This window comes from Methylobacterium brachiatum, from assembly GCF_020523825.1.
Taxonomy (GTDB): Bacteria; Pseudomonadota; Alphaproteobacteria; order Rhizobiales; family Beijerinckiaceae; genus Methylobacterium; species Methylobacterium brachiatum.
The window spans coordinates 1-13288 of sequence record NZ_JAJALK010000013.1 but is presented as its reverse complement, the minus strand read 5'-3'; the positions used below and the strand labels follow the sequence as shown (position 1 = coordinate 13288).

Sequence of the window (13288 nt, the reverse complement as noted above, 5' to 3'; positions counted from 1 at the left end):
CGGCTACTCGGCCTGGCGGCGGGTGACCAGGGTGCGGTTCGGCTCGACCTCGTCCTTGTCCTGGTAGAGCGGCACGATCACCCGCAGCCAGCCGCGGGTCTCGCGGCCGCGGTAGTTGCGCTGGACCACGTCGCGGGTGAGGTAGGCCTGCAGGTTCACCGGCCCGAAATTGTACCCGACCAGGCCGCCCACCGCGATCTGCCCCTGCGGCCGGTAGCTGGACACGCCGGTCGGAAGATCGCTCGAGCCGAACGCGACTGCGCCGACCTGCCACTTGCCGAACCTCTTCGCCGCGGTCAGGTCGAGGTTCAGGTAGTCCGGATAGAGGGCGCCGAAAGGCGAGCGCGTCTCCAGAAAGATCCCGTGGAGCAGGTTCGCCGTCAGGTTCCAGTCCTGGCCGGTATAACTGGCTGCGAAGCGGTGGGTCAGCGAGGCGGATTGGGTCAGGAAGCGCGTCTCGATCGGCAGGTAGCCGCCGAAAAAGTAGCTGACACCGACATCGTGGCCGAGATCCCAGGCGAGCTGGGCGGCGAGCAGCGGCTGGCCGATGCCGCTCTGATAAGGCGCGCCCTGGAGCGTGGCGGCCACGACCGGCTGGGTGACGAAGAATTGCAGGCGCCCGCCCGCGATGTCCCAGGGCGTGGACCAGGCGAAGGTCGGCAGGTTGACGTTGGTCGAGGTGTCGCCCGGCCGCGCGCTGCGCGTACCGAAGCTCGACAGGTTCACGAAGTACAGCCCGACGGGGAGCTGCGCGCCCACCGGCAGGCCGATGGTCTGGCCGGGCTGGGCCGCGGACGCCGCATAGGCCGAGGTTGTGGGACCCGCAGCGTATAGGGCCAGTGCAGCCGACGCGATCCCGCGTAATCCCAGGCCAAATCCGGTCATGAGAACCCCGATCCAGAGCCCCGGACTTCGGAGCTGATCAGAGGAGGACGCTCCGTCGACGCGCCCTCATCCGGGTTCTACGGCCAAGCTGTGCGGAACGACACGCCCTCGACATCACGAGCGTGCCGGCCGGGACTAATCCGGCCGACGCCCTCCAGTCCGCGCGCCGCCGTTCAGCTGCGCGGCGTCGACAGGGCCCGGCCGGCGGGATTCCAGGCCAGCAGCCGCGCCTCGACCAGATCGACCTCGCGGACGAGCTGGCGCAGGACCACGTCGTCGATCGCCCGCGACCGGCGCAGGCGGTAGAGCGCCTGGCGCTCGGCCTCGATCCCGGCGAGCCGCAGACGCCTCTCAGCGATGGCCAGCTGCCGGGCGCGGCCGCCGCCTTCCCGGCCGTCACCGGTCGGAGCCTCCAGGCCCTCGTAACGGTCCATGGCCCGGGCGCCGGCCTCGACCGCGATGGAGGCGTCCTCCTGCTCCTGGACCAGGCGATGTTGCAGGGCCTCGATGGCCGTCACGGCGTCGTGGCGCGCGGCGGCGCGGGCGGAATCCTCCTCGGCATCGTGGCTCGAATCGGCGGGCAGGCGCAGGCCCCGCAGCAGCGGCGGCAGGACCGTGCTGGCCAGCAGCAGCGAGGTCATGATCACCCCCATCGCCAGCAGGATCGCGAGATCCCGGGCCGGGAACGGCGTGCCGTCCTTCAGGGTGAGCGGCAGGGTCAGGATGCCGGCCAGCGTGATCGCGCCCTTCACGCCTGCGAGCGTGGTGGCGGCCACGAGCCGCCAGGTCAGGCCCTCGCGCCGCTCGCCCCGGCGATGCGCCTTCACCAGGACGAAGTGGAGCGAGACCCAGACCCAGGCGAAGCGGATCGCCATCAGGCCGGCCGTGATGGCCAGAACCCAGGCCACCAGCCATCCGGCGCCCTGCACGTCGGCCTGCTTGACCGCGTGGCCGAGGACCTCGGGCAGCTGCTCGCCGAGCAGGACGAAGATCGACCCGTTGGCCGCCAGCGCCACCGTGTCCCACACGGCCGTCCGGCGGACCCGGGTGGTGCCGAGGCTGCGCCCCTGGATCTCGACATAGGTCATGGCGATGCCGGCCGCGACCGCGGCCAGGATGCCCGAGGCGTGGACGTGCTCGGCGGCGAGATACGCCCCGAACGGCGTGAGCAGGCTGAACAGGATCTGCAGCCCGGGATCCTCGCCGGTCCGCCGCCGCAGGAGGTCCTGCGCGCCCATGAGCACGAAGGTCGTGGCCGCGCCGATGCCGAGGCCGCCGAGCGCCAGCCAGACGAAGGTGGTCGCCGCCTCCGACAGCGAGAAGGTCCCGGTGAGCGCCGCCGCGATGGCGAAGCGCAGGCAGACCAGGCCGGTGGCGTCGTTGAGCAGCGCCTCGCCTTCGAGGATGTGCATCAGCCGCCGCGGCACCGGGGCCTGGGCGGCGACCGACGAGACCGCGATCGGGTCGGTCGGGGACAGGACGGCCGCGAGCGCGAAGGCGACGGCCAGCGGGATGCCCGGGATCATCGCGTGGATCAGCATGCCGATGCCCAGCACGGTCAGCGCCACCAATCCCAGCGCCAGCGCCAGCACCGTCCGGCCGTTGCGGAACAGGTCGCGCTTCGGGATGCGCCAGCCGTCGAGGAACAGGAGCGGCGGCAGGAAGACGAGGAAGAAGATCTCGGGGTCGAGGGTCGTGCTCGGAAGCGGCCCCAGCGCCAGGGCCACGCCGATCACGATCTGGATCAGGGGCAGCGGAAGCGGGACCAGGCGGCCCAGGGCGCCGCTCACGAGCACCGACAGCAACAGGGCCAGGACGACGGTGACGCTTTCCATGCGTGTCTTTCAAACGAGGGGCCGCGGTCCCGTGAGGACAATGGACCGGGTGATGCGCGGGGGCCGGAAGCGGGCCTTGTAGCACCGGCCCTGCGGCGCGGTGCATCTCCGACCGATGGCGGACAGAACGGCCGCGAAGACCTGGGCTCCAAGTCAAGACGCGCGAAGGCCGGTTCAGGTCCTTCGGAGATCTCGTCGCGTCAACGGCGGACGTCGCGCGTATGAGGGTAGAAATCCAAGACCCTCATCGACTGGAAGCTGCATTCTTCCGCCGATCAGGCCCGGTGTTTTGACAGTCCCTGGACCGCATGCGACGGGCAAGCGATGTCGAGCGCCCCGATCCGCAACACCGCGCCGCCCCGCGTCCCGGACGGCACCTGCCTGTGCCGGGGCGCCGGCGGGCCGAAGGCGCGCGCCGAAATCCGGGTCGCAGCCATCCGATGAGCACGCCCGCCCCCGGCCCGTCCCTGCCGCAGGATATCCAGGCCGACCTGAGCGCCGTCGACGGCATCGCGGCGGTCCCGACCATGCTCAACGTGATCTGCCAGACCACCGGCATGGGCTTCGCGGCCGTCGCCCGGGTGACCGAGGACCGCTGGATCGCCTGCAGCGTCCGGGACGACATCGCCTTCGGCCTGAAGCCCGGCGACGAGCTGCAGATCGCGACCACCTTCTGCGACCAGATCCGGCGGAGCGCCGCGCCCGTGATCATCGACCATGTCGCCGAGGATCCCGCCTTCCAGCAGCATGCGATCCCGAAGCTGTACGGCTTCGAGAGCTACATCTCGGTGCCGATCACGCTGCCCGATGGCAGTTTCTTCGGCACGCTCTGCGCCATCGACCGCAAGCCGGCCCAGGTGAACCGGCCGAACATCGTCGGCATGTTCCGGATGTTCGCCGACCTCATCGGCTTCCATCTCGACGCGCACCGGCGCCTGGCGGCCGGCGAGGCGCTCCAACGCAGCGAGGCCTTCGTCAAAGGCGTGCTGACGGCGAGCCCGGATTGCGTGAAGGTCCTCTCCACCGAAGGCCATGTCGAGTTCATGAACGCGCGCGGCCTGGAGCTGAACCAGATCGATTCGGTCCAGGATATCCTCGGGCAGGAATACGCCGCGCTCTGGCCGGATGAGGAGCGCGCCAAGCTCCGCGACGCGGTCCGGCGGGCGAAGGCCGGCGAGGCGTCCCGGATCGAGGGTTTCGCCCCGACCGGCAAGGGCGAGCCGCGCTGGTGGGAGGTGAGCTTCGCGCCGTTCCTCCCCGAGGAGGGCGGCCCGCTCAAGCTGGTCGGCATCTCCCGCGACGTGACCGAGCGCTACCACGCCGAGCGCGCCCAGCGGGCTGCGGCGCAAGCCCTGCAGGATCTCAACGAAAGCCTGGAGAAGCAGGTCGCGGCGCGGACCGCCGAGCTGCGGCTGTCGCGCGACATCCTCGAATCGAGCGCCGCGCCGATCTGCGCCTTCGACACCGCGTATCGCCTGATCGCCTTCAACCGGGCGCACAGCGACGAATTCCACCGCATCTTCGCCCACCGGGTGGAGATCGGCGAGGTGTTCTACGACCTGTTCCCGCCGGACCAGGCCCCGATCATGCGCGGCTTCATGGCCCGCGCGCTCGACGGCGAGAGCTTCACGGTCACCCAGGAATTCGGCGACCCCGACCTCGCCAAGCCTTGCTGGGAGGTGTCCTATTCGCCCCTGCGCGACGAGAAGGGCGCGATCATCGGCGCGTTCCATTACGCCAAGGACATCTCCGAGCGCCTGCGCGCGGAGGCCGAGCTCGCCAACACGCAGGAGGCGCTGCGCCAATCGCAGAAGATGGAGGCGGTCGGCCAGCTCACCGGCGGCGTCGCGCACGACTTCAACAACCTGCTCACGATCATCCGCTCGTCCGTGGACTTCCTGCGCCGGCCCGAGCTGCCCGAGGAGCGCAAGCGCCGCTATCTCGACGCCGTGTCGGACACAGTCGACCGGGCCGCGAAGCTCACCGGCCAGCTCCTCGCCTTCGCCCGGCGCCAGGCGCTCAAGCCGGAGGTGTTCGAGGTGGGCGAGCGCCTGCGCAGCGTGTCCGAGATGGTCGACACCGTCACCGGCGCGCGCATCCGCCTGGTGGTCGAGACCCCGGGCGAACCCTGTTTCGTGAAGGCCGATCTGAGCCAGTTCGAGACGGCGCTGATCAACATGGCCGTGAATGCCCGCGACGCCATGGCGGGGGAAGGCACGCTCACCCTGCGCCTCGTCCGGGAGAGCAAGCTGCCGCAGATCCGCGGCCATGCCGGGACGCACACCGCCTTCGCGGCCGTCTCGCTCAGCGATACCGGCACCGGGATCCGGCCCGATCAGCTCGGCCGGATCTTCGAGCCGTTCTTCACCACCAAGGAGGTGGGCAAGGGGACCGGCCTGGGCCTCAGCCAGGTGTTCGGCTTCGCCAAGCAATCCGGCGGCGACGTGGACGTGGAGACGCAGCTCGGCCACGGCACGACGTTCACGCTCTACCTACCCGAGATCACGGTCGAGGCGGATGACCGGACGCTCGGCGCGGCGCCCGCCGAGATCAGCTCCCCCATCGGGGCGGGCCAGAGCGTGCTGGTGGTCGAGGACAACCTCGAGGTCGGCCGGTTCGCCACGCAGATCCTCGAGGATCTGGGCTACCGGACGACCTGGGCGGTCAATGCCGAGGACGCGCTCGAGAAGCTGGGGCCCAGCGGCAACGGCTTCGATGTCGTGTTCTCGGACGTGGTCATGCCGGGCATGGGCGGCATCGCCCTGGCGAAACGCCTGCGCGAACGGCTGCCCGGCCTGCCGGTGCTGCTCGCCTCCGGGTACAGCCACGTCCTGGCGCAGGACGGGACGGAGGGCTTCGAGCTGCTGCACAAGCCGTACTCGGCCGAGCAGCTCGGGCGCATTCTCCGTCAGCTCACCGCCAACCGGCCGCCGGCTAGCGTCCCGCCCCGACCGGCAGGCTGAAGTCGGCCCGGTAGCTCTTGCCCTCGACGGGGTTCGACACCCACCGGCAGCGGCCGACCCGCAGGTCGTGCCCGGCGTGGAAATGGCCCGAGATCCACAGATCCGGGCGCTCGGCATCGGGCAGGTCGTCGAGCGCGGTGCTGGCGTAGAAGGCCGGCACCCACCACGGCACGCCGGGCTCGTCCCGGTAGCGGTCCGCCGCCAAGGGGCTCGCCGGGTGATGGGTGACCACCACGGTCGGGCCGTCATGGCGCATGCGGAGCGCCTCGTGCAGCGCCTCGCGCTCGGCCGCATGCGCCGCCATGGCGTCCGCGGGCTGCCACGCCGCGCCGTCGGGTTTGCGGATCGATCCGAGATATTCGCGCGAGCCGGTGACCGGGTCGGTCATGCGCGCGGCGGCATAGGCCACCGGATCCTCCGGCCGATCCGGCGTGTCCGCGGCGAGCCAGCGCCCGGCCAGCCGCCAGTCGCTCCACAGGGTCGTGCCGACGAAGCGCACGCCGTCGATCACGCAGGCCTGCGCCCCCTGAAGCAGGTGGATGCGGGCGCCCAGTTGGTTCACCCGGGCGACTTCCGCCTCAAGGGCCGCCAGCAGCTCCGGGGCAGTGCGCGGGTCGCCCGTCGGGGCGTAGCGCTCGTGGTTGCCCGGCACCAGCACGATCGGTTTGCCCTGCGCCAAGTGGACCAGGGCCGCGAGCCCCCGCTCGGGATGCCCCTCGTAGAGGTCCCCCGGGCAGGCGAGGACGTCGAACGGCGCCGTGGGCAGGGCGATCAGGTCGAGCCGCCGCCGCTCCAGATGCAGGTCCGAGATCGGGAAGATGCGCATCGACATGCCTATTGTGCGGCCCGGCGCTCGGCCGCGGCGGCCCGGAAGATGTCGGCGGCGGAATCGGCGTTGAGGATCGCGATGCCGGCCGCCGCGACGAGATCCGGCCAGGGGCTGGGATGGAGGGCGGTGACCAGCCCGGCCGCGATGATCGCCAGGTTGGCGTAGGCGTCGTTGCGGGCCGAGAGATAAGCCGCCCGGGTCAGGCTGCCCGAGCCGGACCGGTGCCGGGCGAGCATCAGCGCGCAGGTGAGGTTCACCGCCAGCGCCCCGAGGCCGGTCAACGTCAGGGGCAGCGCCGCCGGGGGCACGAAGTCGGCAAACTTCTCATAGGCGGCGTAGGCCGTGGCCAGGGCCGGCACGAGCAGGATGAACGCCATGGCGGTGCCGAGCCGCGCCCGGTTGCGCGCGCTCCAGGACAGCCCGGCGAAGATCAGCAGGTTGATCGCCGCGTCTTCGAGAAAATCGAGGCTGTCGGCGATCAGCGCCACGGAGCCGATGGCGAGGGCCACCGCGATCTCGATGCCGAAATAGCCGAGGTTGAGCGCCGCCACGCGGGCGACGACCGGGCGCAGGGCGGGCGGCTCGGGACGGGCGGCAGGGTCAGCGGTCACGGGGCGCGTCATCGCCGAGTGCGGCGCGCCTGTCGAGCCGTCGTTGAGAAAACCCTGTCCGCGCCTCAAGAAAGTTCAAGGATCTTGCGCCTTTGTCCGGGTGGATTCGGCGGCGCGATCGTGCGACGCGGTCTTGTTGAGGCGGCCGCGCCAGAGTTGCGACCGGCCGGAACCGGAGGTCTGCCGAGCCATGCTGCCCGAATTGCGCGTGCTCTATTTCGAGGATCTCGAGGTCGGGTTGTCGGAAACCCTCTCGAAGACGATCGCCTCCTCCGACGTGGTCGGATTCGCCGAGATCACCGGCGACCGCAACCCGATCCACCTGTCCGAGCACTTCGCGGCGCGCACGCCGTTCGGCACGCGCATCGCCCACGGCCTGTACACGGCCGGGCTGATCTCGGCGGTGCTCGGCACCCGCCTGCCGGGCCCGGGGGCGGTCTACATCTCGCAGACCCTCAACTTCCGCGCGCCGGTGCGGATCGGCGACATCGTCGACGTGACCGTCACGGTGGCCGAGCTGATGCCGGAGCGTCGCCGGGCGCGGCTCGCCTGCCGCTGCTCCGTGGCCGGGGAGACCGTCCTCGACGGCGAGGCGCTGGTGAAGGTGCCGACCAAGGCCGAGGCCGACCCGCTGGCGGTCCGCACCGAGCGCCAGCAGAGCTGAGATGGGCCACCGCGAGGAGACGGTCGCCGCGGAACCGATCGCGGATCCCGACGACCCGCGCCTCGAACCCTATACCCGGATGCGCGAGCGCGACCTCGTCGGCCGCACCCGGCGCTTCATCGCCGAGGGCGAGGTCACCCTGCGGCTTCTGCTCGACCCGCGGGCCCGGTTCCGGGCGGAATCGATCCTGCTCGCCCCGGAGCGCTGGCCGGGCCTCGCCCCGGACGTGGCCGCCTGCCGGGACAAGCCGCCGGTCTACCTGGCCGACAAGGCGGTGATGAGCGCCGTCACCGGCTTCCCGATCCATCGCGGGGTCCTGGCGGTGGGCCGGCGCGGGCCGGAGCCCGACCCAGCGGCCCTCGTGCCGCCCGCCCCAGCGCCCGCCCTGGTGCTCGGCCTCGCGGGCCTGACCAACCACGACAATGTCGGCGCCGCCTTCCGCAACGCGGCGGCTTTCGGGGCCGATGCGGTGTTCCTCGACGCCACCAGCTGCGATCCGCTCTACCGCAAGAGCATCCGGGTCTCGGCCGGCGCCGCGCTGATCCAGCCCTTCGCCCGGCTCGCCCCCGGGCAGGACTGGCTGACGCTGGCCCGGGCGCTCGATCTCGAGGCCTTGGCGCTCAGCCCCGGGGCGGCCGAATCGCTCGACGATCTCGCCACACCCAAGCGGGTGCTGCTCATCCTCGGGACCGAGGGGCCGGGGCTCGACGCGGCCACGCTCGGCCGGGCCCGCCCGGTGCGGATCCCGATGGCCCCGGGCTTCGACTCGCTCAACGTCGCCACCGCGGCGGGGATCGCCCTGCAGGCGATCGCCTACGGCCAGGGACGGCTCGCAACCGTCGGTTAAGGTCATCCCTTTTCGTCCGCTGCCGAACGCGCGACAAAGGGCTGCAATTGCCCTGGGGCGTTGCGAGCCTAGCTTGGCCGGTAGGGTTCGGGGGTTGCGAGGGGAGTCGGCGGCGTTGCTTCAGTCTGGGGATGGTTTGCGAGCGCTGACCGGACGCCGGGTGGCCGTGGTCGGTGCCGGTCCCGGCGGCCTGGCCTCGGCCCTGCTCCTGGCGCGCGCCGGGATCCACGTGACGTTGTTCGAGAAGGACGCGCAGGTCGGCGGCCGCACCAAGACCGTGACCGCGCCGGGCGGCTACAAGTTCGATATCGGCCCGACCTTCTTCCTTTATCCGCAGATCCTCGCGGACATCTTCACGAGCTGCGGCGAGCGGCTCGAGGACCACGTCAAGCTCGAGCGGCTCGATCCGCAATACCACCTGGTGTTCGAGGGCGAGGACGGGATCACCGGCACGATCCGCGCCACCGGCGACATCGCTCGCATGGAAGAAGAGATCGCCCGCCTGGCGCCCGACGACGCTAAGAACGTCAAGACCTTCTTCACCGAGAACCGGACGAAGCTCGACTACTTCAAGCCGATCCTGCAGCAGGCCTTCCACACCCTGCGCAGCATGGCGAGCCCGGCGATGTTGGCCGCCCTGCCCCATCTGCATCCCGGCCGCAGCGTCGACCGCGACCTGAAGCGCTACTTCGCCGATCCGCGGGTGCGCCTCGCCTTCTCGTTCCAGACCAAATACCTCGGCATGTCGCCGTTCCGGTGCCCGAGCCTGTTCACGATCCTGTCGTTCCTCGAATACGAGCACGGGGTCTATCACCCGGTCGGCGGCTGCGGCGCGGTCTCCGAGGCGATGGCGGGCCTGGCTGGCCGCATGGGCGTCGACATCCGGCTGAACGCGAATGTCGAGCGTGTCGTGTTCGACGGCAAGCGCGCCAGCGGCGTCGTGGTGGATGGCGAGACCTTCAACGCCGACGCGGTGCTGATCAACGGCGACTTCGCCAAGGTCGTGCGCGCCCTGGTGCCGGAGCGGAACCGCCCGCGCTGGCGCGACGCCAAGATCCACAAGGCCCGGCTCTCCTGCTCCACCTTCATGCTGTATCTCGGCATCGAGGGGACAGTGCCCGACAGCCTGGGGCACCACACGATCCTCCTGGCCGACGGCTACGAGCGCAACATCCGCGAGATCACCGAGGGGACGCTGCCGATGCAGCCCTCCCTCTACGTCCAGCATGCGGGCTATACCGACGGCGGCATGGCGCCGGCCGGCCACACCGCCCTCTACGTCCTGGTGCCGGTGCCGAACCTCAAGGCCGGGATCGACTGGGCGGCGACCCGGGAGAGCTACCGCGCCCTGATCCTGGAGCGGCTGAAGCGGCTGGGCCTCGAGGACATCGAATCCCGTATCCGCTACGAGCGGATCATCGACCCGACCCAGTGGGAAGAGGATTTCGCGGTCCACGAGGGTGCCACCTTTAACCTCGCCCACGACCTGATGCAGATGCTGTATTTCCGGCCGCACAACCGCTTCGGGCCGGGGCTCTACATCGTCGGCGGCGGCACCCATCCGGGCTCCGGCCTGCCGGTGATCTACGAGGGCGCCCGCATCTCCGCCCGGCTGCTGATCGAGGAGCTGGCCGGCGCCCGCGCCGCGTCCCAGGCCGGCATCCCCGACACCGCGCCGCTGGCGACCTCCGGCGAGGCCTCGTGATCGGCGCGCCGGGCCGGCTGGCGCTGACCGCCGGCCTCGGCGTCCTCGCCCTGCTGTCCGGCTCGGGCGCGATGGCCGCGACCCTGAAGGTGGAGGTCGACGGGATCGAGCCCGGCGCCGGCCCGGTCCGGGTGGCCCTGTGCCAGGGCGGCCTGTCCGAACCGTTCTGCACCCGCGGCGACGAGGCGCCGGCCTCCGGGAGCCGGGCGTCGTTCACCTTCCAGGACGTGGCCCCGGGCGCCTATGCGGTGGCGGCCTTCCAGGATGCCAACGGCAACGGCCGGCTCGACAGGACCGGGCTCGGCCTGCCGCTCGAACCCTACGGCTTCTCCGGCGCCGTCGCGCGAAGGGGCCGGCCGGACTTCTCCGACGCGGCCTTCGCGCTGCAGGAGCCCGGCGCCGCCGTGCGGGTGCGGCTCGCCCGCGCCCTGCCGCGGCGGTGACGGGGTGGAGGATCCCCTCGTCAGGATCGCGGGTGTCGGCCTGGACCTGCGCGGGCGGCGGGTGCTGGAGCAGGTCGATCTCGACCTCGACGCGGCCGAGACCTTGGCGCTGCTCGGCCCGAACGGGGCCGGAAAATCTTCGCTGATGCGACTGGTGGCGGGCCGCCTCGCTCCCAGCGCCGGGACCGTGCGGGTGGCCGGCGCCGACCCGTTCCGATCCGGCAGCGCCCGCCGAAGCATCGGCTGGGTGCCCCAGGAGATCGCCCTCTACCCGCGCCTCACGGTCGCCGAGAATCTCGGCGTCTTCGGCCAGCTCGCGGGCGTGGCCCGGCGCGACCGGCGCGCGGCCGTCGCGGCCGCCCTGGAGATGGCCGACATCGCCGATGTGACGCATCGTCCGGTCGGGATCCTGTCCGGCGGCTACCGGCGCCGGGTCAACATCGCGGCGAGCCTGATGAACCGGCCGCGCCTCGTCCTGCTCGACGAGCCGACCAGCGGCGTCGACCTCGCCGCCCGGGCGGCGATCCACGCGGTGCTGGACCGGCTGAAGGCCGCGGGCACCGCGATCCTGATCGCCACCCACGATTTCGCCGAGGCCGAGCGCCTCGCCTCCCGGGTCGCGTTCCTGGCGCAGGGCCGGATCGTGCGCGAAGGGCGCCTCGCCGACCTGCTGGCGCAGCTGCGGGTCGGCGCGCCGGAGCGGGAGCTGAGCCTCGCCCTGCCGGCGGATGCGGCCGCGGAGACGGTGCTGCGCCGCGGCGGCTTCGTGCCGGCCGAGCCGGACGGCCTGGTCTGGCGCTCGGTGGAGCGCTCCGGCCTCGACGGTGCGGCCTTGCTCGGGGCGCTGCGGGCCCAGGGCGTGCCGGTGGCCGAGGTGCGGGTCCGCGCTCCGCGGCTCGAGGCCCTGTATCTCGACGCGATCCGGCCCCGGGAGGTCGCGGATCGCGGAGCTTCCGAGCCGCGCCGGGCGGGGGCCGCCGGATGATCGGCGCCGCGTTCCGGGTGATGGCGCTGAGCCTCCTGCGCGACCGCGCCGCCCTGGTAATGGCCTTCGTGCTGCCCACCGTGATCTTCGTCATCTTCGCGGCGATCTTCTCCGGGGCGACCGGCGACCGGATCCGCATCCATCTCGGGCTCGCCGACTTCGCCCGGACGGCGGCCACGCAACGCCTCGCCGACGCCCTGGTGGCCGACCCGTCCCTGCGGGTCACCCGCCTGCCGGCGACCGACCTGGCGGCGGTGACCCAGGCGGTCCGCGCCGGCGCGGTCGACGTGGCGCTGGTGCTCCGGGGCGACCTGATCGCCGCCCCGGCGGACGCGCCGCCTGGACCGGCCGACCAGCCGGTGGTGCTGGTGGAGAACCCCGCCAAGGCGCTCGCCACGCCGATCGCCCTCGGCCAGCTCCAGCGCGTGCTGAACGAGGCTCTGCCCGACGTAGTGCTCTCGCGCATCGTCGCGGATGTCGAGCGCACCGGCAAGATCGGCCCGGACGAGCGGCGCTTCCTCGACGAGGCCTTTGCCGAGCAGCGGGCCAAGAAGGAGCCGTTCAGCTTCGCCGCGCTGGTCGAGCGCCAGAGCACCGCCGCCGGCACCGCCAACGCCCGGGTGAGCTACTACGCCGGCGCGATCACCGCGGTCTTCCTGCTGTTTGCCGCCATGCAGGGGGCGCTCTCGCTGGTGGAGGAGCGGGAGACCGGCATCGCCGAGCGCCTGATGGCCGGCCCCGGCGGCCTGCCGGTGGTGGTGCTCGGCAAGTTCGGTTTCCTGACCCTCCAGGGCATGGTCCAGGCCGGGCTCATCTTCCTGGCCGCCGCGCTGCTCTACGGCGTCGAGATCGGGCCGCACTGGCCGGCCTTCCTCGCCGCCTGCCTGCTGGTCTCGGCCATGGCCGCGGGCCTCGCGCTGGCCGCCTGCGCGCTGGCCGCGTCCCGCCAGCAGGCCCACCTCGCCTCGACCTTCGGGGTGCTGCTGCTCTCCGCGGTCGGCGGCTCGATGGTGCCGCGCTTCCTGATGCCCCCCTGGCTGCAGCAGGCCGGCTGGCTCACACCCAACGCCTGGGCGATCGAGGCCTATCAGAACGCCCTGGGCGAGGGCTTCGCGGCTGCTGGGCCTGCGTTTGGTGTCTTGGGCTGCGTTGCATTATTAAGCCTGTTTGTAGCATTGCGTATCAGTAATAGATTTTCTTAATCTACATCATTTTCAGATCTCATTAGACCCAAGTTCTAGTGCCGATCTATTGATATGGCTATTCTCGGCCAAGCTTTGGATCAAAATCTCGAACATATCTAGCTGCTCGGCCTGAAATTGTTTTTCGCGGCGCCATCTTACAAAAAATAAGAATGCCGGCTCAATGATATATAATATTTCTTCGCTGGGACGCCACTCAAGAAGCTCAATACTACGGCGCTCTTGAAACTTCTTCAGCGCTCCTAGAGCACTTTCGGTTTGGGCTGAGTCGGATGCCTGGGGTTCACGCGGGGCTGTTGGGCTGATTCATTGCGCACTC

The 13288-nt window shown here is 71.1% G+C and carries 11 protein-coding genes; 7 read left to right on the top strand and 4 right to left on the bottom strand.

The annotated features are described in order from the left end of the window. Positions 1-3: 3 nt before the first annotated feature. Complete coding sequence (locus LGR69_RS23650) at positions 4-885, bottom strand: transporter (RefSeq protein WP_230367536.1); 882 nt, start codon at positions 883-885, stop codon at positions 4-6. Between the two features lie 173 nt (positions 886-1058). Continuing rightward, on the bottom strand, positions 1059-2720 hold the full coding sequence (locus LGR69_RS23645; RefSeq protein WP_230367535.1) for a Na+/H+ antiporter: 1662 nt from the start codon (positions 2718-2720) through the stop codon (positions 1059-1061). 440 nt (positions 2721-3160) lie between these two features. On the opposite strand from LGR69_RS23645, the gene LGR69_RS23640 reads away from it, so the two are divergent. After that, entirely contained in the window at positions 3161-5683 is a 2523-nt protein-coding gene (locus LGR69_RS23640) for a PAS domain-containing protein (protein ID WP_230367534.1), read from the top strand. Here the strand turns inward: LGR69_RS23640 and LGR69_RS23635 are convergent. Together LGR69_RS23635 and LGR69_RS23630 are read right to left on the bottom strand one after the other, a co-directional pair. Continuing rightward, positions 5655-6509 (bottom strand): metallophosphoesterase, encoded by an 855-nt coding sequence (locus LGR69_RS23635; protein WP_230367618.1) that lies wholly within the window; start codon positions 6507-6509, stop codon positions 5655-5657. The two genes, LGR69_RS23640 and LGR69_RS23635, sit on opposite strands and share 29 nt — an antisense overlap. Positions 6510-6517: 8 nt before the next feature. Next, entirely contained in the window at positions 6518-7135 is a 618-nt protein-coding gene (locus LGR69_RS23630; protein WP_007569030.1) for a cation transporter, read from the bottom strand. A 178-nt stretch (positions 7136-7313) separates the two neighbouring features. On the opposite strand from LGR69_RS23630, the gene croR reads away from it, so the two are divergent. The 6 genes from croR to LGR69_RS23600 all read left to right on the top strand — a co-directional run bounded on the left by croR (position 7314) and on the right by LGR69_RS23600 (position 12969). Next, complete coding sequence (gene croR, locus LGR69_RS23625; protein ID WP_007569029.1) at positions 7314-7787, top strand: 3-hydroxybutyryl-CoA dehydratase; 474 nt, start codon at positions 7314-7316, stop codon at positions 7785-7787. A 1-nt stretch (position 7788) separates the two neighbouring features. Further along, positions 7789-8634 carry a TrmH family RNA methyltransferase gene (locus tag LGR69_RS23620; RefSeq protein ID WP_230367533.1) on the top strand — a complete coding sequence of 282 codons (846 nt, stop codon included), beginning with the start codon at positions 7789-7791 and terminating at the stop codon, positions 8632-8634. A 115-nt stretch (positions 8635-8749) separates the two neighbouring features. Further along, positions 8750-10339: a phytoene desaturase family protein gene (gene crtI, locus LGR69_RS23615; RefSeq protein ID WP_230367532.1), complete on the top strand. Its 1590-nt coding sequence runs from the start codon at positions 8750-8752 to the stop codon at positions 10337-10339. 71 nt (positions 10340-10410) lie between these two features. Continuing rightward, positions 10411-10782 (top strand): DUF2141 domain-containing protein, encoded by a 372-nt coding sequence (locus LGR69_RS23610; RefSeq protein ID WP_230367617.1) that lies wholly within the window; start codon positions 10411-10413, stop codon positions 10780-10782. Positions 10783-10786: 4 nt separating this feature from the next. Further along, positions 10787-11767 carry an ABC transporter ATP-binding protein gene (locus LGR69_RS23605; RefSeq protein WP_230367531.1) on the top strand — a complete coding sequence of 327 codons (981 nt, stop codon included), beginning with the start codon at positions 10787-10789 and terminating at the stop codon, positions 11765-11767. Continuing rightward, entirely contained in the window at positions 11764-12969 is a 1206-nt protein-coding gene (locus tag LGR69_RS23600) for an ABC transporter permease (protein WP_230367530.1), read from the top strand. Before LGR69_RS23605 ends, LGR69_RS23600 begins: the two co-directional genes overlap by 4 nt. Positions 12970-13288: the final 319 nt, after the last annotated feature.